Source organism: Streptomyces sp. NPDC104367, assembly GCF_055583825.1.
Window position 1 is genome coordinate 29,196 of the sequence record NZ_JBVJND010000018.1, and the last position, 24,752, is coordinate 53,947.

At 71.4% G+C, this 24,752-nt stretch carries 18 protein-coding genes; 9 read left to right on the top strand and 9 right to left on the bottom strand.

Annotation, left to right across the window (positions count from 1 at the left end; genetic code table 11):
• The first annotated feature begins 166 nt into the window (after nucleotides 1-166).
• Genes ACZ619_RS25880 through ACZ619_RS25895 form a run of 4 tightly spaced genes read left to right on the top strand, consistent with a single transcriptional unit; the run spans nucleotide 167 to nucleotide 7,545 of the window.
• Nucleotides 167-1,483 carry a CDP-alcohol phosphatidyltransferase family protein gene (locus ACZ619_RS25880; RefSeq protein ID WP_469603354.1) on the top strand — a complete coding sequence of 439 codons (1,317 nt, stop codon included), beginning with the start codon at nucleotides 167-169 and terminating at the stop codon, nucleotides 1,481-1,483.
• On the top strand, nucleotides 1,480-6,027 hold the full coding sequence (locus ACZ619_RS25885) for a glycosyltransferase (RefSeq protein WP_469603357.1): 4,548 nt from the start codon (nucleotides 1,480-1,482) through the stop codon (nucleotides 6,025-6,027). The genes ACZ619_RS25880 and ACZ619_RS25885 overlap by 4 nt, the downstream gene beginning before the upstream one ends.
• Nucleotide 6,028: 1 nt before the next feature.
• Nucleotides 6,029-6,817, top strand: a complete 789-nt coding sequence (locus ACZ619_RS25890; protein ID WP_469603360.1) for a rhamnogalacturonan acetylesterase — start codon at nucleotides 6,029-6,031, stop codon at nucleotides 6,815-6,817.
• Nucleotides 6,814-7,545, top strand: coding sequence for a hypothetical protein (locus tag ACZ619_RS25895; protein ID WP_469603363.1), 732 nt, complete (start codon nucleotides 6,814-6,816; stop codon nucleotides 7,543-7,545). The genes ACZ619_RS25890 and ACZ619_RS25895 overlap by 4 nt, the downstream gene beginning before the upstream one ends.
• A 62-nt stretch (nucleotides 7,546-7,607) precedes the next feature.
• Here ACZ619_RS25895 and ACZ619_RS25900 read toward each other — a convergent pair whose 3' ends face one another.
• The 4 genes from ACZ619_RS25900 to ACZ619_RS25915 all read right to left on the bottom strand — a co-directional run bounded on the left by ACZ619_RS25900 (nucleotide 7,608) and on the right by ACZ619_RS25915 (nucleotide 14,562).
• The gene (locus ACZ619_RS25900) at nucleotides 7,608-9,737 is read right to left on the bottom strand and encodes a 3-hydroxyacyl-CoA dehydrogenase NAD-binding domain-containing protein (protein WP_469603365.1); all 2,130 of its coding nucleotides are present in this window, start codon (nucleotides 9,735-9,737) and stop codon (nucleotides 7,608-7,610) included.
• Complete coding sequence (locus tag ACZ619_RS25905) at nucleotides 9,734-10,951, bottom strand: thiolase family protein (protein WP_469603368.1); 1,218 nt, start codon at nucleotides 10,949-10,951, stop codon at nucleotides 9,734-9,736. Before ACZ619_RS25905 ends, ACZ619_RS25900 begins: the two co-directional genes overlap by 4 nt.
• 234 nt (nucleotides 10,952-11,185) lie before the next feature.
• Nucleotides 11,186-12,196, bottom strand: a complete 1,011-nt coding sequence (locus ACZ619_RS25910) for a LacI family DNA-binding transcriptional regulator (RefSeq protein WP_469603371.1) — start codon at nucleotides 12,194-12,196, stop codon at nucleotides 11,186-11,188.
• Nucleotides 12,193-14,562, bottom strand: a complete 2,370-nt coding sequence (locus tag ACZ619_RS25915) for a glycoside hydrolase family 2 protein (RefSeq protein WP_469603373.1) — start codon at nucleotides 14,560-14,562, stop codon at nucleotides 12,193-12,195. Before ACZ619_RS25915 ends, ACZ619_RS25910 begins: the two co-directional genes overlap by 4 nt.
• Before the next feature lie 155 nt (nucleotides 14,563-14,717).
• Between ACZ619_RS25915 and ACZ619_RS25920 the strand changes: the two genes are divergently transcribed.
• Genes ACZ619_RS25920 through ACZ619_RS25930 form a run of 3 tightly spaced genes read left to right on the top strand, consistent with a single transcriptional unit; the run spans nucleotide 14,718 to nucleotide 17,724 of the window.
• Nucleotides 14,718-16,034 (top strand): ABC transporter substrate-binding protein, encoded by a 1,317-nt coding sequence (locus tag ACZ619_RS25920; RefSeq protein ID WP_469603376.1) that lies wholly within the window; start codon nucleotides 14,718-14,720, stop codon nucleotides 16,032-16,034.
• Entirely contained in the window at nucleotides 16,031-16,897 is an 867-nt protein-coding gene (locus ACZ619_RS25925) for a carbohydrate ABC transporter permease (protein WP_469603379.1), read from the top strand. Before ACZ619_RS25920 ends, ACZ619_RS25925 begins: the two co-directional genes overlap by 4 nt.
• A complete protein-coding gene (locus ACZ619_RS25930) occupies nucleotides 16,894-17,724 on the top strand; it encodes a carbohydrate ABC transporter permease (RefSeq protein WP_469603381.1) in 831 nt (276 codons plus the stop codon). The genes ACZ619_RS25925 and ACZ619_RS25930 overlap by 4 nt, the downstream gene beginning before the upstream one ends.
• Nucleotides 17,725-17,742: 18 nt before the next feature.
• Here ACZ619_RS25930 and ACZ619_RS25935 read toward each other — a convergent pair whose 3' ends face one another.
• From ACZ619_RS25935 to ACZ619_RS25945, 3 genes are all read right to left on the bottom strand, one after another.
• Entirely contained in the window at nucleotides 17,743-19,023 is a 1,281-nt protein-coding gene (locus ACZ619_RS25935) for an HRDC domain-containing protein (protein WP_469603384.1), read from the bottom strand.
• Between the two features lie 196 nt (nucleotides 19,024-19,219).
• Nucleotides 19,220-19,879 carry a helix-turn-helix transcriptional regulator gene (locus ACZ619_RS25940; protein WP_469603387.1) on the bottom strand — a complete coding sequence of 220 codons (660 nt, stop codon included), beginning with the start codon at nucleotides 19,877-19,879 and terminating at the stop codon, nucleotides 19,220-19,222.
• A 317-nt stretch (nucleotides 19,880-20,196) separates the two neighbouring features.
• Entirely contained in the window at nucleotides 20,197-20,883 is a 687-nt protein-coding gene (locus ACZ619_RS25945; protein ID WP_469603390.1) for a DUF3000 domain-containing protein, read from the bottom strand.
• A 120-nt stretch (nucleotides 20,884-21,003) separates the two neighbouring features.
• On the opposite strand from ACZ619_RS25945, the gene hemE reads away from it, so the two are divergent.
• A complete protein-coding gene (hemE, locus tag ACZ619_RS25950; protein WP_469603393.1) occupies nucleotides 21,004-22,071 on the top strand; it encodes a uroporphyrinogen decarboxylase in 1,068 nt (355 codons plus the stop codon).
• Nucleotides 22,072-22,077: 6 nt separating this feature from the next.
• Here hemE and ACZ619_RS25955 read toward each other — a convergent pair whose 3' ends face one another.
• The gene (locus ACZ619_RS25955) at nucleotides 22,078-22,902 is read right to left on the bottom strand and encodes a rhomboid family intramembrane serine protease (protein ID WP_469603721.1); all 825 of its coding nucleotides are present in this window, start codon (nucleotides 22,900-22,902) and stop codon (nucleotides 22,078-22,080) included.
• Between the two features lie 126 nt (nucleotides 22,903-23,028).
• Here ACZ619_RS25955 and ACZ619_RS25960 point away from each other — a divergent pair, with 126 nt between their 5' ends.
• Nucleotides 23,029-23,346 carry a hypothetical protein gene (locus ACZ619_RS25960; RefSeq protein WP_469603396.1) on the top strand — a complete coding sequence of 106 codons (318 nt, stop codon included), beginning with the start codon at nucleotides 23,029-23,031 and terminating at the stop codon, nucleotides 23,344-23,346.
• A gap of 10 nt (nucleotides 23,347-23,356) precedes the next feature.
• Here the strand turns inward: ACZ619_RS25960 and ACZ619_RS25965 are convergent, their stop codons facing one another.
• Complete coding sequence (locus ACZ619_RS25965; protein WP_469603398.1) at nucleotides 23,357-24,742, bottom strand: FAD-dependent oxidoreductase; 1,386 nt, start codon at nucleotides 24,740-24,742, stop codon at nucleotides 23,357-23,359.
• Nucleotides 24,743-24,752: the final 10 nt, after the last annotated feature.

The window sequence follows — 24,752 nt, forward strand, 5'->3', positions numbered from 1 at the left end:
CTTATCCGCAGGTCAACGCGCGTCGACGCGCAGGTGAAGCGTTGTTAAAGTTCAGGTCGTTCATGTGACTGGCCTGTGAAGGGTGCGGCTCATGTGTGCGAAACCCGGGGGCGCACCATGGCGACCATGGGGCACTTTGTCCTGTCTTGCGTGCAACTGAGGAGCTATGGCCAGGCTTTCGCTCAGGGCTGTCCAAAAACTGACCTGCAAGAAGCGCGACGCCTGGTGGACGGTCTTCCTCGTGGACCCCGTCGCCACCCGCATCCTGCTGGTGGTCGCCCGCTTCCGGTTCATCACCCCGAACCGGGTCACCTGGGCCGCCCTCTTCATCGGTCTCGGTTCCGCCGGCCTCTTCCTCCAGGGCGACCGCAGCTCGCTGCTCATCGGCGCCCTGCTCTACCACGTCAGCTTCATCCTGGACTGCATCGACGGGAAGCTGGCCCGGCTCAAGGGCAACGGCACCGTCTTCGGCGGCTGGCTGGACTACGTCTTCGACCGCATCCGCGTGCTGTTCTGCGCCCTCGCCCTGATGGGCGGTCAGTTCCTGCGCACGCAGGACGAGCGCTACCTGCTCGCCGCGCTGGTCGTGGTCTTCCTCGACATGCTGCGCTACGTCGACGCCCTCCAGATCTACAAGATGCGCATGTCGATGCGCGCCAAGATCGAGAAGGTCACCAAGCAGAAGGCCGCCGCCGAACGCGCCGAGCGCGAGGCCGAGGAGGCCGCCGAGGAGGCCCGCCGGCAGGCCGCCGTCCGCGCCCGCACCGCCGTACCCGGCGCCGAGCAGCCCGGTGCCGCCGCCCCGCAGGTCGTCTTCATGGAGGACCTGCTGCGCGACAACCCCGGCACCTCCGCCGAGGCGCTGCGCGCGGAAGCGGCCGAGGCCGGCGCCGGCAACGTCGTCGACCTGCACGAGCAGTTCCGCGACCGCTTCCCCTGGTACGTCCGGGTCCGCCGGGCGATGCTGCGCACCCGGGTGCGCCCGCACCTGATCAGCGGCATCGAGTTCCAGATGTTCATCTTCATCGTCGGTCCGCTGATCGGCCGGATCCTGTGGACGACCGTCGTCTCGGCCGCCCTCCTCGTGCTGTTCGAGCTCGTGATCATGTACAAGTTCTGGCTCTCCACCCGGGACTTCACCCGGGTCATGGAGGAACTGGACCCCACGCCGACCACCGCCGGCACCATCGCCCCGCACCTGCACCGGGGCCGTCACCGGCAGCGCGGCGCAGAAGCGGACGCCCTCCTCCAGGACGGGCGCTACCAGGCGCCGCCGCCGGAGGAGGATCCTTTCTTCCAGCCCTATCCGCAGCCGCAGTACCACCAGCTGGACGTCCGGGAGACCGCTGACCTCCAGGGCATCCCGACCCCGCGCGGCGAATCGCAGGACGTGCTGACCCAGCCGCTCCGGATCCGCTCCTACGGCGGCCCCGGATGGGCGGACGCGCGAGCGGAGGCCGAGCACGAGAGGCGCGGCGGATGACCGCGCCGAACCGGCCGTACGCCGAGCCGTACTCCGGACCCGACGGCGGACTGACGGCCCCGTCCCGGCACGCCCACGTCGACACGGTCTCCTACCCGGACCCCTCCCTCTTCACGGTCACCGTCGTCGTCGCGGCGTACAACGCGAGCGCCACCCTGGACCGCGCCCTGCGCTCCGCCCTGCGCCAGACCCACCGCAACGTCGAGGTCCTCGTGGTGGACGACGCCTCCACCGACTCCACCCTGGCCGTCGCCGAGGAACACGCCCGGCGCGACCCCCGGGTGCGGATCCTGTCCCGCCCGCAGAACAGCGGCGGCGTCGGCGCCCCCCGCAACAACGGCATCGAGGCCGCCTGCGGCCAGTACCTGATGTTCCTCGACGCCGACGACGAACTCCCGCACAAGGCCTGCGAGACGCTGCTCGCCTCCGCCCTGGCCACCGGCGCGGACATCACCGCCGGCCGGGCGCTGCGCGTCAACCTCGCCAAGGACGAGACCACCGTCTGGCAGCCGCAGCTGTACGGCGCCGACCGCACGGTCACCGGCGGACTCGCCGCCATGCCCGAGCTGTTCGACGACCCGATCGCCGCCGCCAAGCTCTACCGTGTCGACTTCCTGCACCAGGGCGGCATCCGCTTCCCCGAGGGCGTCCACTTCGAGGACACCTACTTCTCCACCGTCGCCGGACTGTGCGCGCACACCGTCACGCTGCTGACCGAGCCGGTCTACCGGTGGATGTGGGAGCGGGAGACCGACACCCCCTCCATCACCAACCGGCGCGGCGAGGCGCGCAGCATCCGCGACCGGGTCCGGGTGCACCAGTGGGCCGACGATTTCCTCGTCCAGCACGGCGCCCGTGAACTCGTCGCGCACAAGGCGGCCAAGTTCCTCTCCCACGACCTGCGCCTGTACACCCCCGAACTGCGCACCGGCGACGACGCCTTCCGGGACGCCTTCGTCCGCGCCGTCGCCCCCTACCTGCGGTCCCTGCCGCAGGAGACGTACGACCTGTGCGGCCCGCTGGAGCGGGTGCGCGCCTTCGGCCTGATGCACGGCCGGGTCGACCTGGCGCTGTCCGTCGCCGACTACACCCAGCGGCGCAGCGTGCTCAGCTCCGACCTGGTCGAACGGGACGGCAGGGTCTACTGGTCGGGCTCGCTGCTCGGCCGACCGCACGCCGAACGCTTCCTCGACGTCACCGACCTCGACCTGACCGGCACCGCCCTCGGCGACGCCCGGCTGTTCAACCAGGCGACCCGGGTGGAGATCCGGGACGGCGCCCTCCACGTCGGCGGACACCTGCGCAACCAGTTCGGCCGGGTCGGCCCCAAGGACAAGGTCGAGCTGACCGCCGTACTGCGCCGCCGCAGCCCCAGGACCGACCACACCTTCAAGGTGACCGGCGTCGAGGTCGACGACGAGTACATCCGCTACCAGACCACCGTCGATCTGGCGGCGACCCTCGGCAAGGCCGGCCGGCCCGCCGTCTGGAACCTCTTCCTCCAGATCCGGCACTCCGGACAGCGGGCGACCACCACCGTCTGCGTACGCGGACTCGACCCGTCCGCCGAGCGCTACGCGGCCGGCGGGACGACGTACGAGATCTACGAGACCGTCAGCGGCAACCTCGCGCTGCGTCCCGAGACCAGTGAGCAGCAGGTCAGGGCCGATCCGCGCGGCACCCCGTGGCTGTGGTGGGCGGAGCGGCAGCTGCCCGCGCCGTTCGCCCCGCCGGAGCGCCCCGGCGCCGCCGTCGTCGTGCACTGCCACAACGACGAGTACAACCTCTACGAGTTCCTCGGCTCGCTCGCCGCCCAGCGCGACTTCGAGCACACCCAGGTGGTCCTCGTCGACGACGGCTCCACCGACAGCACCCCTCAACTGCTCGCCGACTTCGCCGCGCACTACCCCAACACCCAGGTCGTGCCGCAGGTCCCGATGGGCATGCGGGCCGCCTTCGACAACGGACTGCGCTACGTCGCCGCGCCCTACGTCATGTTCGCGCGCGCCGCCGACATCCTCGGCGAGGACAGCGTCGGCCACCTGCTGCGCGCCGCCCGCAAGGCCAAGGCCGACGTCGCGGTGGGCGACCCCGACAGCTTCCCCGGACCGCCGCGCCACACCGACGAGCCGTGGAAGCGGTACTTCGGCAAGGGCGCCCGCGCCGTGACCAAGCTCGACGACGCCCCGTACCTCGTCTTCTCCACCGGGCTCGGCGCCAAGATGTTCCGCACCCGGCTGGTGCGCGACCAGCGGCTGCGGGCCGGCGGCGGCCCCGGCTTCGAGGACGCCTGGATCGCCGTACCCGCGCTGCTGCACGCGGCGCGGGTCGCCACCGCGCCCCGCGCCACCGCCTACGAACGCGACCGGGGCCGCAGCGACTCGCTGTTCGACGTGGCCTGGAACGACGCGGTCAAGGCCCAGGAACTGCTGCGGCTGTGCCGGTACGTCGTCCGGCGCGCCGAGGGCCTGGACGTCCGGACCCGGCGGCTCGCCCAGCGGTTCGTGGTGCGCACCTTCCAGCCGTACCTGCGCAACCTGCACCGGATCATGAGCCGGACCGAACTCGCCGGGATCTTCCCGACCCTGCACGAGGTGTACGCGGGCATCTCCGACGACCTGATCCTCCAGTACGCGGTGGCCGGGCAGTCCCGGCTCCAGCACCACGCCGTGCGCACCGGCGACCTCGGCCTGTTCTGCGAGCCGCACGCCAGGCCCGAGTACCAGCCCTACCTGCGCATCGACGACCAGGGCCTGTACCGCGGGCTGGCCGCCGACCGGGTGGAGACCTCGCTGCTGCGCGTGGACCGGCAGAAGGTGGTCCTGGAGACCTGCGAGGTCCGGGACGAGGACATCGCCTTCGAGGGCCTGCTGGTGCTGAGCGGCGTCGACATCGCCCACCGGTTCGCCAACCACGTCGAACTCGTCCTCGGCGACGGCCGCACCGAGCGCGCCCTCCCCGTCGAGCAGGTCTACCGGCGCGACCGCTGGCGCACCCGCAAGGAGCAGGACTGGTTCGCCGGCTGGCGCGCCGTCGCCCGCCCCGAGGACTTCGCCGGCCTCGACAACGAGGACCTCGCCCTCACCCTGCGCGTCCACGACGGCGACCGGCACCTGGACACCGTCGTCGACGCCCGCCAGATGCTGCACCGCTTCAAGGGCGTCCACCGGGCCGGCCGCGCCACCGTGGTCCTCTCCATCGACGCCGAGGAGCGGATCACCCTGCGCCGCGTCGCCGGAGCCGGCAGCCGCGCACGGCACGCGCTGAAGCGGTTCGGCCGGGAGTTCCGGGCCGCCCTGCCCGGCCGCCCCGGCTGGCGCACCCGCCTGCTCTACTGGATCTGGCACCCCTGGCTGCGCGGCAAGGACATCTGGATCATCGGCGAGCGCGAGGACACCGCGCAGGACAACTCGTACCACCTCTTCAAGTGGATCCGGCAGCACCAGCCCGGGCGCCGGGTGTACTACGCCATCAACGGCGACGCCCCCGACCGCGCCAAGCTCAAGCCGTACGGCCGGGTCCTCGACCGCCTGTCCTGGAAGTACCGCGTCTACCTGCTGCACGCGAGCCGGCTGGTCAACGCCTACGACCTGGAGGCCTACCTGGGCTTCCCGGGCCTGTCCAAGCGCGCCTTCCTCACCGGCTACGGCGACCTGCTGCGCTACCGGCGGGTCTTCCTCCAGCACGGCGTGGTCTACAACGACGTCGCCCCCTCCATCCACGCCCAGGTCACCAACGTCGACATGGTGCTCACCACCGGCCGCAGCGAACGCGCCTACTACGCCGAGCACTGCGGCTACGGCTACGACCGCGTCGCCGCCACCGGCCTGCCCCGCTTCGACGCGCTCGAACCCGTCGACGGACCGCGCCGCATCCTCGTCATGCCCACCTGGCGCCGGGACATCGTCGCCCCCTCCTACAACAAGGCGGCCAAGCCGGAGATCCCGTTCGCGGCCTCCGACTACTACCGCTTCTTCTCCGCCCTGCTGCGCGACGAACGGCTGCTCAAGGCGCTCCAGTACCACAACGTGGAGCTGGAGTTCATGCCGCACTACGAGATCCGGCCCTACCTCAGGCACTTCCGCATCGACCACCCGGCCGTCACCGTCTCCACCACCGGCCGGGACGTGCAGCTGGCCATGCGCGAGTGCTCGATGCTGGTCACCGACTACTCCTCGGTCTTCTTCGACGTCGCCTACATGGGCAAGCCGATCGTCTACACCAACTTCGACGACGAGGCCTTCTACAGCAAGCACTACAAGCGCGGCTACTTCGACCTGGCCCGCGACGGCTTCGGCCCGGCCTGCGCCACCGTGGACCACGCGGTCGACGAGATCGTCGCCTCGATCGAGCGGGGCTTCGCGGTCGAGCCCGCTTACACCCGGCGCGCGGAGGAGTTCTTCGTACTGCGCGACACCAACAACTGCCGACGCGCCTTCGAGGTGATCGACAGCATGGACGCCACCGTCGCGGGCGACCCCGGCCGGCCGTCCGCGCCCCTGGTCATGGGGCGGCCCGAGGACCACGGGCACGGAGGGGGCTGACGTGCGGCACCCCAGGATCTTCCTCGCCGGCGACTCCAGCGTGACCGGCCGGCCGCGCAGCATGGCGCCGATGGCCGGCTGGGGCCAGGTGCTCCAGCTCTTCCTCCGCGACGCCGAGGTCGTCAACGCGGCCCGGGCCGGCTCCAGTTCGCGCAGCTTCCTGGAGCGCGGCCGGCTGGCCTGGATCCTGGACCGGCTCGTCCCCGGCGATCTGCTGCTGGTCTCCTTCGGGCTGATCGACATGCTGCCCGGCGCCGGCCGCTTCACCGAACCCTTCGGCGACTACCAGCGGTTCCTGCGCCGGTACGCCCACGGCGCCCGCGAGCGCGGCGCCCACCCGGTGTTCGTCACCAGCCACGAGCGCCGCGTCTTCGACTCCCACGGCAACCTGCGTCGCCCCCTGGGCCTCTACCCCGCGGCGATGCGCGAACTGGCGGCGGGGCTGTCCGTGCCCCTGGTCGACCTCAACGAGTGGAGCGCCGGCCGGTGGCGGCAGGCGGGCCCGCACGGCACCAGGGACCTCTTCCTCCACCTGGCGCCCGGCGAGCACCCCAACTACCCCGAGGGCATCGCCGACAACACCCATCTGCGCGGCCAGGGCGCCACCGAGTGCGCCCGCTACGTGGCCGGCGAACTGCGCGCCCGCTCCCAGCTCACCCCCGCGCACTTCCAGAACCTCGACACCGACATCCCGGAGACCGCCATCGCCTTCCTCGACGACCACGACGTCCAGCGCGTGACCAGGGAAAGAACCGCGAAAGCGGCGGCGCCCGGCGAGGTTTTGCGGTGAGCGACCGGTACCCGCTCGCCCGTGCGTGGGTGACGCATCCGCAGGACGCCCGGATCGGCGGCACGCTCGAACTCTTCGCCGACACCGACCCCGCCCAGCCGGTCGCCCCCGGCCAGGAGATCGCCCTGACCGTCGCCGTCACCCCCACCGGCGGCGCCTGGCGCACCTACGGCTACCTGCTCGACGACTTCCTCGGCGGGGTCGCCGCGATGGTCGGGCACCAGGGCATGAGCCATCTCCACAACGGCCGTTACGCCACCTACGCCAGCGACGCCGAACCCCGCACCGTCACCTGCCGGATCCGGATCGGCGACAACGCCGCCGAGGGCGCGGTACTGCTGCCCCGGATCGTCGTCGGTCTGATGCCGGCCCAGGGCGGCAAGCTGATCCCGTCGGCCGCCGTCTCCGAGGCCGGCTTCCGGGTGCGGCGCCACTGGCTGCCCGGCCAGAGCATGAACCTGCGCCCCGGCGGCCGCGCGGTGCTGCCCGCCGGCCACAGCCCCGCCCCCGGCCTGCGTTTCATGGGCGTCGGTCTCGCCCGGCACGCCACGCTCACCTGCATGTCCGACGGCAGCGTCATCTACCAGGCGGACCCCGAACACCTCGGCTACGACCGCTTCGAGCTGGCCTTCGAGGACGACCTCGGTCACCGCGTCTGGTCCGAGGTCACCGTCCACATCGGCGACTTCGGGGCCTCGCCGGGCGCACTGCCGGCGTACGGCCCGTAGCCGTCCGGGCCTACGGAAGGGGGCCTCCGCACACCGCGGAGGCCCCCTTCACGCGTCAGCCGTCACACCGGGACCGAGGCCAGCCCCGGGGCCAGGAACTTCTTGCCGTTCACCCGCTCGGAGACACCCTCGCGGTCCAGGTACGGCGTGATGCCGCCCAGGTGGAAGGGCCAGCCGGCGCCCGTGATCAGGCAGAGGTCGATGTCCTGCGCCTCGGCGACGACACCCTCGTCGAGCATCAGCCCGATCTCCTGGGCGACGGCGTCCAGGACGCGCGCGCGGACCTGCTCCTCGGAGAGGACCGAGTCGCCCTGCTTCAGCAGCGCGGCGACCTCGGGGTCCAGCTCCGGCTTGCCGCTGTCGTACACGTAGAAGCCGCGCTTGCCCGCCTTGACGACGGCCGCGAGGTTCGGGGAGACCGTGAAGCGGTCCGGGAAGGCCCGGTTGAGGGTCTCCGAGACGTGCAGGCCGATCGCGGGACCGACCAGCTCCAGGAGCACCAGCGGGGACATCGGCAGACCCAGCGGCTCGACCGCCTCCTCCGCGACCTCGACCGGGGTGCCCTCGTCGATGACGTTCTGGATCTCGCCCATGAAGCGGGTGAGGATGCGGTTGACGACGAACGCCGGGGCGTCCTTCACCAGCACCGCGGTCTTCCTCAGCTTCTTGGCGACGGCGAACGCGGTCGCGAGGGACGCGTCGTCGGTCTGCTCGCCGCGCACGATCTCCAGGAGCGGGAGGATCGCGACCGGGTTGAAGAAGTGGAAGCCCACGACCCGCTCGGGGTGCTTGAGCTTCGACGCCATCTCCGTCACCGACAGCGAGGAGGTGTTGGTGGCGAGGATCGCGTGCGCCGGGGCGACCGCCTCGACCTCCGCGAACACCTGCTGCTTGACGCCGATCTCCTCGAACACGGCCTCGATGACGAAGTCCGCGTCGGAGAAGCCCTCGGCCTTGTCCAGCACACCGGTGACCAGGGCCTTGAGGCGGTTGGCCTTGTCCTGGTTGATCCGGCCCTTGCCGAGCAGCTTGTCGATCTCGGCGTGGACGTAGCCCACCCCCTTGTCGACGCGCTCCTGGTCGATGTCGGTCAGCACGACCGGCACCTCCAGGCGGCGCAGGAAGAGCAGCGCGAGCTGGGAGGCCATCAGACCGGCGCCGACGACACCGACCTTGGTGACCGGACGCGCCAGGTTCTTGTCGGGCGCACCCGCCGGACGCTTGCCGCGCTTCTGCACCAGGTTGAACGCGTAGATGCCGGCGCGCAGTTCACCGCCCATGATCAGGTCGGCGAGCGCCAGGTCCTCGGCGTCGTAGCCCTGCTGGAGGTCGCCGTTCCGGGCGGCGGCGATGATGTCCAGGGCGCGGTAGGCGGCCGGGGCCGCGCCGTGCACCTTGGAGTCCGCGATGAACCGGCCGCGCGCGACGGCCTGGTCCCAGGCCTCGCCGCGGTCGATCACCGGGCGCTCGACCTCGATGTCGCCCTTCAGCACCTGGGCGGTCCAGATCAGCGACTGCTCCAGGAAGTCGGCACCCTCGAAGAGGGCGTCGGCGATGCCGAGGTCGAAGACCTGCTGGCCCTTGAGCTGCTTGTTCTGGTTGAGGCTGTTCTCGATGATCACCGAGACGGCCTTGTCGGCGCCGATCAGGTTCGGGAGCAGGGCGCAACCGCCCCAGCCGGGAACCAGGCCGAGGAAGACCTCGGGCAGCGAGAACGCCGGGATGGCCTTGGACACGGTCCGGTACGTACAGTGCAGACCGACCTCGACGCCACCGCCCATGGCGGCGCCGTTGTAGTACGCGAAGGTCGGCACCGCGAGGCCCGACAGCCGCTTGAAGACCTCGTGGCCGCCCTTGCCGATGGCGAGCGCGTGCTCGTGCTCCTTCAGCAGCTCGACACCCTTGAGGTCGGCGCCGACCGCGAAGATGAACGGCTTGCCGGTGATGCCGACACCGACGATCGTGCCCTCGGCCGCCTCCTTCTCGACCTGGTCGACGGCGGTGTCGAGGTTCGCCAGCGAGGCCGGACCGAAGGTGGTCGGCTTGGTGTGGTCCAGGCCGTTGTCCAGGGTGATCAGCGCGAAGCGGCCGGCCCCGGACGGCAGGTCGAAGTGGCGTACGTGCGCCGACGTCACGACCTCGTCGGGGAACAGGTCCGAGGCCTGCTTCAGAAGCTCGGCGGTGGTGCTCACTTGTCCCCCTCGAAGTGCGGGTTCTCCCAGATGACCGTCGCGCCCATGCCGAAGCCGACGCACATGGTGGTCAGGCCGTAGCGGACGTTCGGCTGTTCCTCGAACTGGCGGGCCAGCTGCGTCATCAGACGCACGCCCGAAGAGGCCAGCGGGTGGCCGAAGGCGATCGCGCCGCCGTACTGGTTGACGCGCTCGTCGTCGTCCGCGATGCCGTAGTGCTCCAGGAAGGCCAGCACCTGCACGGCGAAGGCCTCGTTGATCTCGAAGAGACCGATGTCGGAGATGCCGAGCCCCGCCTGCGCGAGCGCCTTCTCCGTGGCCGGGATCGGGCCGTAGCCCATGACCTCCGGCTCCACACCCGCGAAGGAGTACGCCACGAGACGCATCTTCACCGGCAGGTTGTTCTCGCGGGCGAAGTCCTCGGAGGCGATCAGCGAGGCGGTCGCACCGTCGTTCAGACCGGCCGCGTTACCGGCGGTGACCCGCCCGTGGACGCGGAACGGCGTCTTGAGACCCGACAGGTTCTCCAGGGTGGTCCCCGGCCGCATCGGCTCGTCGGCGGTCACCAGGCCCCAGCCGGTCTCGCCGCCCTCCGGGCTGGTCCGGCGCACCGAGATCGGCACCAGGTCGGCCTGGATCTTGCCGTCGGCGTACGCCTTGGCGGCCTTCTCCTGGGAGCGGACCGCGTACTCGTCCGCGCGCTCCTTGGTGATCGTCGGGTAGCGGTCGTGCAGGTTCTCGGCGGTCATGCCCATGAACAGCGCCGACTCGTCGACCAGCTTCTCGCTGACGAACCGCGGGTTCGGGTCGACGCCCTCGCCCATCGGGTGGCGGCCCATGTGCTCGACACCGCCGGCGATGGCGACGTCGTACGCGCCGAAGGCGACGGAACCGGCGACCGTGGTGACGGCGGTCAGGGCGCCGGCGCACATCCGGTCGATGGAGTAGCCCGGCACGGACTGCGGCAGACCCGCGAGGATGCCCGCGGTACGGCCGATGGTCAGACCCTGGTCACCGATCTGCGTGGTCGCGGCGATGGCGACCTCGTCGATCTTCTTGGTGTCCAGACCGGGGTTGCGGCGCAGCAGCTCCCGGATCGCCTTCACGACGAGGTCGTCGGCGCGGGTCTCGTGGTAGATGCCCTTCGGGCCCGCCTTGCCGAACGGGGTGCGGACGCCGTCGACGAAGACGACATCCCTGACGGTACGAGGCACGATGGCTCTCCTCCAGGGTGCGGGATGGCACTGCTGCGATGCGCTGAGCGCGCGCTCAGCCCCATGCTACTTATGAGTAACGTGACTGCACAGCCCCGACGCCGGGAGCGGCGAAGGTCACATTGGAGCCGACGGCCGGGGAGCGCCCCGTCAGGGGCGCGGGGCGTAGCCGATACGCGGCTCCGCCGCGTGGGCGCGACCAGTCACGACGGACCCGCGGACCCGCACGGCGCCTCACCGCGGCGGCGCGGTGGACCCCCGCGGGGTCAGCACCGGAGTGGCCACCGCATGCGACCCGCCCTCCCCGAACAACGTACGCGCCACATCCGCCCCGAACCCGTGCACATCATGGCTCATCGCCGACAACGTCGGATGGGTGAGCCGGCACAGCTGCGAGTCGTCCCACGCCAGCAACGACACGTCCCCCGGCACCCGCAGCCCCATCTCCGCGGCCACCGAGAGCCCCGCCACCGCCATGATGTCGTTGTCGTACACGATCGCCGTCGGCCGCTCCGCCGCGGCGGCGCTCAGCAGCGACCGCGTCGCCCGCGCCCCCGCCTCCCCGGAGTAGTCGGTCGTCACCTGCCACGCCCCGGCCAGCTCCAGCACCCGCGCCGCCTCCTCGAACGCCGCCGTCCGCAGCGCGGTGTGGCCGAGCGCCGCGGCCCCGCCGACCCGCGCGATCCTGCGGTGCCCCAGCGCCGCCAGGTACCGCACGGCCTCCGCCACCGCGTCCCCGTCCTCCGTCCACACCGACGTCAGCCCGCCCGTCAGCGAGGGATGCCCCACGGCCACCACCGGCACCCCCAGCCGCCGCCCCGCCGCCACCCGGGGGTCGTCCGCCCGGAAGTCGACGAGGATCGCCCCGCCGATGTGCCGCCCCTTCCACCAGGACTCCAGCAGCCCGACCTCCTCCTCCAGGCCGCGCACCAGGCGCAGCAGCAGCGAGCAGGAGTGCTCGGTCAGCACGCTCTCCAGACCCGAGATGAACTCCATGTACCAGGGTTCGAGCCCGAGCATCCGGGCCGGCCGGCAGATCGCGAGGCCCACCACGTCCACCCGCGCCCCGGCCAGCGAGCGCGCCGTGGTGTCCGGGGCCCAGCCCAGTTCCCGCGCGGCCGTGAAGATCCGGTCCCGGGTAGCCTCGGCCAGCCCCGGCTTGTGGTTGAAGGCCAGCGACACGGCGCCCTTGGACACCCCGGCGCGCGCGGCGACGTCCTTGATGGTGACGCGGGGTGCTGTCATCGGGAGGGCTCCACGCAGTACAGGGCGGCCCGGGCGGCGGCCACGTCGGGAGTCTCCCAGCCGCTCACCCCGATCGTGACCCGTTCCCCGGGAAGGAGCGTGACCAGCCCCCGGTCGGCCCGCGCCGCCGGGTCCAGCCGGTCGGCCTGGAGCAGCAGGTCCCGTACGAGGGTGCGGGCCATCACCGTGACCTCGCCCGGAGCCACGGTCACCTCGAACTCCGGCCGCACATAGGGGATCTCGCGGTCCGGCGCCGGGAACCACAGCGCGCGCAGCGGGCCCGCGTCGGCGACCAGGAACTCCTTCGCGCCGTCCGGGAGCAGCTCCCTCGGCACGTCGGCCGACGCCACCGCCCGTGCCCCGGCCGCCAGTTCCACGCTCACCCGCGCGACCACCACCCCGTCGACGGTGGCCCGGCGCAGGGTGACCGGCCCCTCCCACGCCTCCGGCGCCTGGTTGACGGCGGTCAGCACCAGTTCCCGGCCCCGCGGCCGAAGCGTCAGCAGCCGGTCCGCGTACAGCCGCCGCAGCTCGTGCCAGAGCGGCTTCTCCCGCCCGTCCCCGTCGAGCGCGGCCCAGGAGGTCACCGGCCAGCAGTCGTTGAGCTGCCAGACGACCGTGCCGGCGCACACCGGCCAGTGCGCGCGCCAGTGCTCGATCCCGGCGGCCACGGCCCGTGCCTGGTTGACCTGCGTCAGATAGTGCCACCGGTCGAAGTCCCCCTCGGGGAAGGCGAAATGGCGTTCCAGCCCCCGCCTCAGCTTCCCGTTCCCGTCGTCGGCCTTCTGGTGGTGCAGCATGCCGGGGGAGTCCGGCGCGAGCGTCTCGTCCGGCAGCGCCCGCCGCAGCGTGGCGTACGCGGGCGGTGCCTGCCAGCCGAACTCGGCCACGAAGCGCGGCACTTCACGCAGGTAGTCCGCGTAGTCCGCGCGGTTCCAGACCTCCCAGGAGTGGTGCGTGCCGTGCGCCGGATCGTTCGGATGCCGCTCCCACGCCCCGGACCACGGGCTGCCCGCCGCGTAGGGCCGCGTCGGGTCCAGCTCGGCCACCACCCGCGGCAGCAGCCCCAGGTAGTACCCCTCGCCCCAGGACTCCCCGGCCAGCCGCTCCTCCCACCCCCAGTCCCGAAAGCCCCACAGGTTCTCGTTGTTGCCGTTCCACAGCACCAGCGAGGGATGCGGCATCAGCCGTACGACGTTCTCCCGGGCCTCCGCCTCCACCTCGCCGCGCAGCGGCTGCTCCTCCGGGTAGGCCGCGCACGCGAACGGGAAGTCCTGCCACACCAGCAGCCCCGACTCGTCGCAGGCGTCGTAGAAGTCCTCGCTCTCGTAGATCCCCCCGCCCCACACCCGGACCAGATCCACGCCCGCCGCCGCGGCCTGCCCGAGCCGCTGCCGGTACCGCTGCCTCGTCACCCGCGAGGGGAACACGTCGTCCGGGATCCAGTTGACGCCCCGTGCGAACAGCCGCTCGCCGTTGACGACGAGGGTGAACCCGGTGCCGTGCGCGTCGGCGCGCCGGTCCAGCTCCACGGTCCGGAAGCCGACCCGCCGCCGCCAGGAGTCGAGCACCGCGTCCCCGTGCAGCAGCGTCAGCTCGACCTCGTACAGCGGCTGTTCGCCGTACCCGCGCGGCCACCACAGGGCCGCGTCCGGCACCTCCACCCGTACCGTCCCCGCCGTCCCTGCGACGGCGGCCCGGGCGGTCCGCCCGGCCACCCGCACCTCGACGTCCAGCTTCGCCCCGGGCCGGGTCCGCTCCACGTCGACGTGCAACTCCACGACACCGACGCCCTGTTCGACGGTGACCAGCGGACGCACCCGCTCGATCCGGGCCGTCGACCAGTGTTCGAGCCGCACCGGCCGCCACAGACCGGCCGTCACCAGGGTCGGCCCCCAGTCCCAGCCGAAGGAACAGGCCATCTTCCGGATGTACTGGTACGGCTCGGCGTAGGCGGCGGGCCGCTCGCCCAGCCGGTCGCGCACCGCGGCCGCCTCGGTGTACGCGGAGGCGAACCGCACCGCGAGCGGCCCTCCCCGCCCGGTCACGTCGAAGCGGTACGAGCGGTGCATGTTCCGGGTGCGGCCCAGCAGCCGGCCGTCCAGCGTGATCTCGGCCGCGGTGTCCAGCCCCTCGAAGACCAGGTCGGTCCGCTCGTGCCCGGACGGCGCGTCGAGCCCGGCCGTGTACGTCCACCCCCGCCGCCCGACCCAGGCCACCTCGGTCTCGTTCCGTCCGAGGAACGGGTCCGGGATCACCCCCGCGGCCAGCAGGTCCGTGTGCACACACCCCGGCACCGCCGCCGGCAGCCCGCCCCCCTCGTACTCCAGGACCCAACCCGCGCCGAACGGCGTGACCTCCAGCATGCGCACTCCCTAAACCGGTTCACTCCAGCACTGGGCGTACTTTCCGCATCCTTGGCGGGATTGGGACTTTACCGGTTGAGGAAAGCGCTGTCAGAGTGCCGAATCAGCCAACCCCGCAAGTGCTCTTCCGTCTCTGCCGAACGGAGTGGACGCACATGAACGGACGTACGCTCGCCGCCCTCGCCACCGCAACCGCGCTCCTGCTGGCCGCCTGTACCGGTACAGGCGGTGCGACGAAGGGAGCGGACGCCAAGGCGCCCGACGACCCCTCGAAGGTGACCGGGACCATCACGGTCCTCACCCAGCGGACCGATCTGAAGCAGGACGGCACGCTGGACAGGTACGCGGCGGAGTTCAACAAGGTCTACCCGAAGGTGAAGGTCGAGTTCCAGGCGCTCACCAACTACGAGGCCGAAGTCAAGATCCGCATGAACACGGAGAACTACGGCGACGTCCTGATGATCCCCGGGGTCATCAAGAAGAGCGACTACCCGAAGTTCTTCGCCTCCCTCGGCAGTCAGGCCGAACTCTCCGGCAAGTACCGGTTCACCGGCTACACCACGGTCGGCGGCAAGGTCTACGGCCAGAGCCCGATCGGCGTGATGCCGGGCTTCGTCTACAACAAACGGGTCTGGAAGGCGGCCGGGGTCACCCGATGGCCCACCAGCCCCGCCGAGTTCCTCGCCGACCTCAAGGCGATCAAGGCGAGGACCGGTGCGACCCCGTACTACACCAACTACGCCGCCCAGTGGCCGCTGAGTTCCTGGACCTCCGTCAACGGCTCGGTCCACTGCGACCCGCAGGCGACGACGAAGCTCGCCGAGGGGAACCCGTGGGCGGCGGGGGCCGATCTGCGGGTGGGCGACACCCTGCTGTACGACATCGTGCACGACGGGCTGGCCGAGAACGACCCGACCACCACCAACTGGGAAGCCTCCAAGGGCCAGTTGGCCAAGGGGAAGATCGCCACCCAGTGGCTCGGCACCTGGGCCGGCGTCCAGTTCGAGGACGCGGCGAAGAAGGCCGGCACGGACCCCGACGACATCGGCTTCATGCCCTTCCCGGCGCAGACCGACGGGAAGTTCTGCGGCACCGTCGGCCCCGACTACAACCAGGCCGTCAACATCCACTCCCGGCACAAGGCGGCCGCCCGCGCCTGGATCGACTGGTTCACCGACAAGTCCGGCTACGACAAGGACAACCTGGCGATCTCCCCGCTCAAGGACGCCCCCCTGCCGGCGGTCCTCAAGCCGTACGAGGAAGAAGGCGTCAAGCTCATCGAGCTGGACGACTCGGCCGGTGCCCGGGTCAAGCTCATCGACGCCCAGGCCGAGACCGGCATCTACGCCCCCGACTACCGTCAGAAGCTCGTCGACCTCGCCCGCGGCGCCCGCGGCGGCACCCTGGACGGCTTCCTGGACGACCTCGGCGAGAAGTGGACCGAGGCCCGCGGGACGGCGGGGACGTCATGACGTTCTCGCGGCGCCTCACCCCCTGGCTCTTCCTGCTGGCCCCGCTCGCGCTCCTGGTCACCTTCACCTACGCGCCGATCGTCAACATGCTGGCGTACAGCTTCACCGACTGGGACGGGGTCAGCCCCGAACTCCACTACACGGGCGCCCGCAACTACGCGGAGATCTTCACCCGCCCCGACCTCTTCGAGGTCTTCCTGGTGAGCGCGTACTACCTGGCGGCCTCCGCCGTCCAGATCGTCGCCGCGCTGTACTTCGCCACGGTCCTCGGTTTCGACGTCCGTTTCCGCAATTTCTTCAAAGGGGTGCTGTTCTTCCCGTCCCTGATCAACGGCGTCGCGATCGGATTCGTGTTCCTCTACTTCTTCCAGGACGGCGGCACACTCGATTCCGTCCTCGCCCTGCTGGGCGTCCACACGCACCACGCCTGGCTGGGCACCCCGGTATCCGCGAACACCTCCCTGGCCGGCGTCTCGGTATGGCGCTACATGGGCCTGAACTTCGTCCTCTTCCTGGGCGCGATCCAGTCGATCCCCGGGGAACTCTACGAGGCGGCCGAACTGGACGGCGCGAATCGCTGGCACCAGTTCCGGTACATCATCGCGCCGGGCATCAAACCGGTGGTGACGCTGACGGTCGTCCTCTCCGTCTCGGGCTCGCTGTCCGTCTTCGAGGTGCCGTACATCATGACCGGCGGCGCGACCGGCACGGAGACCTTCGTGACGCAGACGGTGAAGCTGGCCTTCCAGTACAACAAGACCGGACTCGCCTCGGCCGCCGCCGTCGTCCTGCTGCTGATCGTCCTGGCGGTGACCTGGCTGCAACGGCGGCTGGTGCCCGACGAGAGGGTGGACCTCGTATGACGCGCCGCGGACCGGCCCGCGCGGCGGTCCACCTCTCCCTGGCCGCGGCCGCGGTCGTCGTCCTGCTCCCGCTCACCGTGGTCCTGCTGACGTCCCTCAAGTCGTCGTCGGAGATGGCGGACGGCAGCGGCGCGCTGACCCTCCCGGACGACCTGCTGAACTTCCACAACTACGTGATCGCGTTCCGGGACGGCGGAATGCTGCGCGCCTTCGGGAACACGCTCTTCATCGTCGTCTTCTCGATCGGCGGCACGGTCCTGATCGGTTCGATGACCGCGTACGCGATAGACCGCTTCACGTTCCGTTTCAAAAAGCTGGTGGTGGTGCTCTTCCTGCTGGCCGCGCTGGTTCCCGGAGTGACCACCCAGGTGGCCACCTTCCAGATCGTCAACAGCTTCGGCCTGTTCGACACCCGGTGGGCGCCGATAGCGCTCTACATGGGCACGGACATCGTCTCGATCTACATCTTCCTGCAGTTCGTCCGCTCGATCCCGATCTCCCTGGACGAGGCGGCCCGGCTCGACGGCGCGAACGCGTTCACGATCTACCGTCGAATCATCCTGCCGCTTCTGAAACCGGCGACGGCGACGGTGGTGATAGTGAAGGGGATAGCCGTCTACAACGACTTCTACATCCCTTTTCTCTACATGCCGTCACAAGATCTTGGCGTGATCTCGACGTCGCTGTTCCGCTTCCGCGGTCCTTATGGAGCCCATTGGGAGATCATCTCCGCGGGCGCGATCCTGGTCATCCTGCCGACCCTGATCGTCTTCCTGTGTTTGCAGAGACTCATCTACAACGGCTTCACGCGGGGCGCGACCAGATGACGCGCCCCGCGGCGGCACCTACGCGGACAACGCGCCCACGAGGACCGGCGTGACCTGCTCCACCTGCCAGGGGCGCGCGCCGTACCGCTCCAGCGCATCCCCCACGCTCACCGTGTCCGCCACCGCCGGCGGTTCCCAGCACAGCCGCCGCACCGTGTCCGGGGTGATCAGGTTCTCCTGGGGCATGCCGAGCTGTTCGGCCAGCGCCGACACCGCCGCCCGCGCCGCGGACAGCCGGGCCGCCGCGGCGGGATCCTTGTCGGCCCACGCCCGTGGCGGCGGCGGCCCCGTCACCGGCTGCCCCGGCTGCGGCAGCGCGGAGTCCGGCAGCGCCTTGGCGCGGTCCACCGCCGCCTGCCACTGCTCCAACTGCCTCCGGCCCATCCGGTGCCCGAACCCGTTCAGCCCCGCGAGGGCGTGCACGTTCGGCGGCAGGCCGAGCGCCGCCTCCACGATCGCCGCGTCGCTGAGCACCTTGCCGGGCGACACGTCCCGCTTCTGGGCGATCCGGTCCCGCGTCTCCCACAGCTCGCGGACCACGCCCAGCTGCCGGCGCCTGCGCACCTTGTGCATCCCGGACGTCCGGCGCCAGGGGTCCTTCCTCGGCTCGGCCGGCGGGGCGGCCGCGATCGCGTCGAACTCCTGCCGCGCCCACTCCAGCTTGCCCTGCCGGTCCAGCTCCTTCTCCAGGGCGTCCCGCAGGTCGACGAGGAGTTCGACGTCGAGCGCCGCGTAGCGCAGCCACGGCTCGGGCAGCGGCCGGGTCGACCAGTCGACGGCGGAGTGGCCCTTCTCCAGGACGAAGCCGAGGACGCTCTCGACCATCGCGCCGAGTCCGACCCGGGGGAACCCGGCCAGGCGTCCGGCCAGCTCGGTGTCGAAGAGGGTGCCGGGTGCCATGCCTATCTCGCGCAGACAGGGCAGGTCCTGGGTGGCCGCGTGCAGCACCCACTCGACGCCGGCCAGTGCCTCGTCGAGGCCGGAGAGGTCGGGGCAGGCGACGGGGTCGATCAGCGCGGTGCCGGCGCCCTCGCGGCGCAGCTGGACGAGGTAGGCGCGCTGCCCGTAGCGGTAGCCGGACGCGCGCTCCGCGTCGACGGCGACGGGGCCGGAGCCGGCGGCGAACGCGGCGGTCACGCGGGCGAGCGCGGCCTCGTCGGCGACCACGGGCGGAATGCCCTCACGCGGCTCCAGCAAAGGGACCGGCGCCCCCGTCACAGAAGATCCGGCGTCGTCCGGAGGGGTACCCCCGGTGGTGCGCAGTGAACTGTCTGCTGCGGTGTCTTGGGCGTCGGTCACATGTCAAGGGTATCCGTGTGTGGACGGCGCCCGTCGACGGAACGTTCCGCCGACGGGCGCCGGAGGGTCGTAAACCAGTCAGGTCGGTGAAAGATCAGGTTCACGAACGGGGGACAGCGGGGCGGGACGTGACCGTGGACCAGCGGCCGATCAGGTTCACGTCGGTGAACGTACGACCGGTCGGTGACCCGCTCGGTCAGTGGATGATGCCGGTGCGCAGGGCCACGGCGACCATCCCGGCGCGGTCGCCGGTGCCGAGTTTGCGGGCGATGCGGGCGAGGTGGCTCTTGACGGTCAGGGCGGACAGGCCCATCGAGACGCCGATCGCCTTGTTCGACTGGCCCTCGGCGACCAGTCGGAGCACCTCGACCTCACGGCCGGAGAGCTCGCGGTAGCCGCCCGGGTGGCTCGGGGCACCCGGGGGGCGGCGGTGCATACGGGCGGCGGCGCCGATGGGGGAGGCACCGGGTCGGCTGGGGAGCCCGATGTTGGTGCGGGTGCCGGTGACGACGTAGCCCTTGACGCCGCCGGCCAGGGCGTTGCGCACGGCGCCGATGTCGTCGGCGGCGGACAGGGCCAGGCCGTTGGGCCAGCCCGCCGCACGGGTCTCGGACAGGAGGGTCAGGCCGGAGCCGTCGGGGAGGTGGACGTCGGCGACGCAGATGTCGCGGGGGTTGCCGATGCGGGGACGAGCCTCCGCGATGGACGAGGCTTCGATGACGTCGCGCACGCCGAGTGCCCACAGGTGGCGGGTGACGGTGGAACGGACGCGGGGGTCGGCCACGACCACCATGGCGGTGGGCTTGTTCGGGCGGTAGGCGACCAGGCTTGCGGGCTGCTCTAGGAGAACGGACACCAGGCCTCCTGGGGTGGGGGACGGGGGGCCGGCTTGTGGGGATGAAGCCGGGACGAACCGTGCTTTCAAGGTCACAGTCGTCTTCGGCACCAAACCCGTCCGCCTTTAGAGAATGATCACGATCTGGTGAGTAACAATACGTGCAATTCGGACACGCGATCGATCATCCGAAGATCGAGTCGGTTCGGGCCGTTGTCGTACGGGACTGAAAGTGGCCGTATCGACAAAGAGATGGTCAACGGAGGGTGAGTCTGCGGGACCCGGGTGGACGGGTCCCGGCCCACGACGGTGAGGGGCAGGTGAGACGCCGGTGAGGGTCAGCGGGCCTGCGGGTCGCGGCGCTGCGGCAGCGTGACCACCGACGCGTCCCCGGGGCCGGCCGGCGGCAGCCCGCCGATCTGCGCCAGCAGATCGCACCAGGCGGCGAGATGGGCCGCGGTGTCCGGCACCCCCGCCCGGCCCTCCCGGGGCGTCCACGAGGCCCGGATCTCGATCTGCGAGGCGGCCGGGCGTTCGGACAGCCCGCCGAAGTAGTGCGAACTCGCGCGCGTGACCGTCCCGCTCACCTCGCCGTACGACAGACCGCGCGCCTGCATCGCGCCCGTCAGCCACGACCAGCACACCTCCGGCAGCAGCGGATCGGCCGCCATCTCCGGCTCCAGCTCCGCGCGCACCAGCGTCACCAGCCGGAACGTACCCCGCCAGGCGTCGTGCCCGGCCGGGTCGTGCAGCAGCACCAGCCGCCCGTCGGCGAGATCCTCGTCGCCGTCGACCACCGCCGCCTCCAGCGCGTACGCGAACGGGGCGAGCCGCTGCGGCGCCGGCGTCGCCTCCACCTCGACCTGCGGCCGCAGCCGCGCCCCGCGCAGTCCGTCGACCGCGGCCCGGAAGGCCGGTGGTACCGGTGGCGCCGTACTCCCCGTATGCCCTTGCCCCTCCCCGGTGTCCTTCCCCTCGCCCATCCCGCCAGCGCCGTCCGACAGTCGTCCCTGAGCCGCAGCCATGCGGGGAAGAGTAAGGGGAACGACGCCTTCGCGCAGGGAGAGACACCACCTAAGGCACCACCCGGGGTGCCGCGCGGGGTGCGGCCACGCCGGGTTCCCGGCCGTGGGAGACTTGCCGTCGTGAGTGCGAACGGAAGCCCCGCGGGCCAGCAGCCGACAGCGACGTACGACAGTGCCTTCCTGAAGGCGTGCAGGCGTGAACCCGTGCCGCACACCCCCGTCTGGTTCATGCGCCAGGCCGGCCGCTCGCTGCCCGAGTACCACAAGGTGCGCGAGGGCATCCCGATGCTGGAGTCGTGCACGCGGCCCGAGCTGGTCGCCGAGATCACCCTCCAGCCCGTCCGCCGGCACCATGTGGACGCGGCGATCTACTTCAGCGACATCGTCGTGCCGCTCAAGGCCATCGGCATCGACCTGGACATCAAGCCCGGCGTCGGTCCGGTCGTCGCGCAGCCGATCCGCACCCGCGCCGACCTCGCCCAGCTCCGCGACCTCACCCCCGAGGACGTCTCCTACGTCACCGAGGCCATCGGTCTGCTCACCGCCGAGCTCGGCCCGACCCCGCTGATCGGCTTCGCCGGCGCCCCGTTCACCCTCGCGAGCTATCTCGTCGAGGGCGGCCCCTCGCGCACCTACGAGAACGCCAAGTCGATGATGTACGGCGACCCCCAGCTCTGGGCCGACCTCCTCGACCGCCTCGCCGACATCACGGCCGCCTTCCTGAAGGTGCAGATCGAGGCCGGTGCCTCGGCCGTCCAGCTCTTCGACTCCTGGGCCGGCGCGCTCGCCCCCGCCGACTACCGGCGCTCGGTGCTGCCCGCCTCCGCGAAGGTCTTCGACGCCGTCGCCGGATACGGCGTCCCGCGCATCCACTTCGGAGTCGGCACCGGCGAGCTGCTGGGCCTGATGGGCGAGGCCGGCGCGGACGTCGTCGGTGTCGACTGGCGCGTCCCGCTCGACGAGGCCGTCCGCCGCATCGGCCCCGGCAAGGCGCTCCAGGGCAACCTCGACCCGACCGTCCTGTTCGCGGGCACGGACGTCGTGGAGACCAAGGCGCGCGAGGTCCTCGACGCGGCCGCCGGTCTGGAGGGCCATGTCTTCAACCTCGGCCACGGTGTGATGCCGTCCACCGACCCCGACGCGCTCACCCGTCTCGTCGAGTACGTCCACACGCACAGCACGCGCTGACCCCGCCTACCAGCCGTGCCGGGGCCGGGCCCGCCTGCCGAACAGCAGGCCGCGCGGCTCCGGCGGCTCAGGCGTGCCCGCCTTGAGCGGCCACGCCAGCAGCATGCCGGCGAGGAAGCCGACGATGTGCGCCGCGTACGCCACCGTCCCGGCGTCCGAGACACCGTGCCCCGACGAGTACACGGCCTGGAGCACGAACCAGAAGCCCAGCACCAGCCAGGCCGGCAGCCGCAGCGGCAGGAAGACCAGGAAGGGCACCAGCACCCAGACCCTGGCCCGCGGATAGAGGACCAGATAGGCGCCCAGGACGCCGGCGATCGCGCCGGACGCGCCGATCAGCGGGTCGCCCGAGGTGTCGTTGACGAGCGCGAAGCCGTAACCGGCCGCGTAGCCGCAGACGACGTAGAAGAGGAAGAACCGGACGTGGCCCATCCGGTCCTCGACGTTGTTGCCGAAGATCAGCAGGAACAGCATGTTGCCCAGCAGGTGCAGCCAGCTGCCGTGCAGGAACATCGCCGTGAAGACGGACAGCGCCGGCGACTTGTCGTAGGCCGGCGGGCCGATCACGCAGCCGGGGCCGTGCCGGCCCATGCCCACCTGGCCGGTCGGCACGCTCCGGGGCATCTGATGGTGGATCAGCTCCCGGGGGACCGCCGCGTAGTGGTCCATGAAGGCCTGGAGGTGGCACAGCTGCGCCAGGTCGCTGCCGCCCGCCACGGAGTCGGCGATGCCGGGCGTGAACAGGAAGACGAGGAGGTTCACGGCGATCAGCGCGTACGTCACGTACGGCGTACGGCGCACCGGGTTCACGTCATGGACGGGGATGACCACAGGTAAGTAGTGCCCAGGCAGCGGCGGGCCGAAGCCGGGGGCGAACATGTGAACGTCGGCCCGGGCGGGTGCGTATGTCTCTGCGACCGACGTGAGGTTCGGGCGACGCGACGTGAGGAACAGGCGATGAACGAGCGGGTCACCTCCCAGGCATTCCCTCCCATGCAGGCCATGCCCGACGGCGAGGCGGAGATCTCCCTCGTCGTGCGGCTGCCCTGGGAGGACGTGGCGCGGCTCGGTCAGGAGGCGGGGCGGCTGGCCGCGCAGCTCCAGCGGCCGGTGACGCTGGACGAGGCGGTGGGCAACCGGCTCCGGTCCACCCGGCCGGCGGCGGCGCACGCCCGCCCCGGGACGGAGCAGCCGACCGCGACCGCGACCACGGCCGCGGCAGCGCCGGGAGGGGCGGGCGTCACCTCGTTGCCGAGGATCAGCGGGACGGCCTGAGGCGCGCCCGTCACGACGCGCGCACCTTCGCCACCGCCTTCCTCGCCGCCACCAGCACCGGGTCCCACACGGGTGAGAACGGGGGCGCGTAGCCCAGGTCCAGGGCCGTCATCTGCTCCACCGTCATCCTCGCCGTGAGGGCGACCGCCGCGATGTCGACCCGCTTGGCCGCGCCCTCCCGTCCGACGATCTGGACGCCCAGCAGGCGGCCCGTCCGGCGCTCCGCGAGCATCTTGACCGTCATCGGGGCAGCGCCGGGGTAGTAGCCGGCGCGGCTCGTGGACTCGACGGTGACCGTCTCGAACCGGAGACCGACGCGCAGCGCGTCCTTCTCGCGCAGACCGGTGCGGGCGATCTCCAGGTCGCAGACCTTGCTCACCGCGGTGCCGACGACGCCCGGGAACGTGGCGTAGCCGCCGCCCGCGTTGGTCCCGATGACCTGGCCGTGCTTGTTGGCGTGGGTGCCCAGCGGCACGTACTGCTCCTGGCCCGAGACCAGGTTCAGGACCTCCACGCAGTCGCCGCCCGCCCAGATGTCCTCGTGGCCGCGCACCCGCATCGCGAGGTCCGTCAGCAGACCGCCGTGGCGGCCCAGCGGCAGACCCGCCGCCGCGGCGAGGCCCGTCTCCGGGCGGACGCCGATGCCGAGGATCACCACGTCCGCCGGGTACTCGCCGTCCCGCGTGGCCACCGCCCGCACCCTGCCGTCCGCGCCGGTGAGCACCTCCGTGACCTCGGCGTCGTCGACCATCGTGATACCGAGGCCCGCCATGGCCTTGTGCACCAGGCGGCCCATGTCCGGGTCGAGCGTCGACATGGGCTCGCTGCCCCGGTTGACGACCGTCACCTCGTACCCGCGGTTGATCATCGCCTCGGCCATCTCGACGCCGATGTAACCGGCGCCGACCACGACGGCACGACGGCCACGCGTGCGTGCCAGCGTGTCCAGGAGCGCCTGGCCGTCGTCGAGCGTCTGCACCCCGTGCACGCCCGGCGCGTCCACCCCCGGCAGGACGGGCCGTACGGGACGCGCCCCGGTACCGATGACGAGCTTGTCGTACGGCGTCCAGGACTCGGCGCCGGAATCGAGGGCACGCGCGCGTACCCGCTTCCCGGCCACGTCGATCTCCGTGACCTCGGTGCGCATCCGCAGGTCGATCCCGCGCGCCCGGTGCTCCTCGGGCGAGCGGGCGACCAGTTCGTCCCGCTCCTCGACGTCCCCGCCGACCCAGTACGGGATGCCGCACGCCGAGTAGGAGCTGAAGTGCCCGCGCTCGAAGGCCACGATCTCCAGCTCGTCAGGTCCCCGCAGCCGACGCGCCTGGGACGCCGCGGACATACCCGCGGCGTCCCCGCCGATCACGACCAGTCGTTCCCGCCCACCGTCCATGCTCATGCGAACACGC

Bases quoted from the DNA above. Each gene is read 5' to 3' on its own strand.
- ACZ619_RS25880 (WP_469603354.1), top strand. From the start codon at position 167: ATGGCCAGGCTTTCGCTCAGGGCTGTCCAAAAACTGACCTGCAAGAAG.
- ACZ619_RS25885 (WP_469603357.1), top strand. From the start codon at position 1,480: ATGACCGCGCCGAACCGGCCGTACGCCGAGCCGTACTCCGGACCCGAC.
- ACZ619_RS25910 (WP_469603371.1), bottom strand. From the start codon at position 12,196: ATGACAGCACCCCGCGTCACCATCAAGGACGTCGCCGCGCGCGCCGGG.
- ACZ619_RS25915 (WP_469603373.1), bottom strand. From the start codon at position 14,562: ATGCTGGAGGTCACGCCGTTCGGCGCGGGTTGGGTCCTGGAGTACGAG.
- ACZ619_RS25920 (WP_469603376.1), top strand. From the start codon at position 14,718: ATGAACGGACGTACGCTCGCCGCCCTCGCCACCGCAACCGCGCTCCTG.
- ACZ619_RS25925 (WP_469603379.1), top strand. From the start codon at position 16,031: ATGACGTTCTCGCGGCGCCTCACCCCCTGGCTCTTCCTGCTGGCCCCG.
- ACZ619_RS25930 (WP_469603381.1), top strand. From the start codon at position 16,894: ATGACGCGCCGCGGACCGGCCCGCGCGGCGGTCCACCTCTCCCTGGCC.
- ACZ619_RS25945 (WP_469603390.1), bottom strand. From the start codon at position 20,883: ATGGCTGCGGCTCAGGGACGACTGTCGGACGGCGCTGGCGGGATGGGC.
- ACZ619_RS25960 (WP_469603396.1), top strand. From the start codon at position 23,029: ATGAACGAGCGGGTCACCTCCCAGGCATTCCCTCCCATGCAGGCCATG.
- ACZ619_RS25965 (WP_469603398.1), bottom strand. From the start codon at position 24,742: ATGAGCATGGACGGTGGGCGGGAACGACTGGTCGTGATCGGCGGGGAC.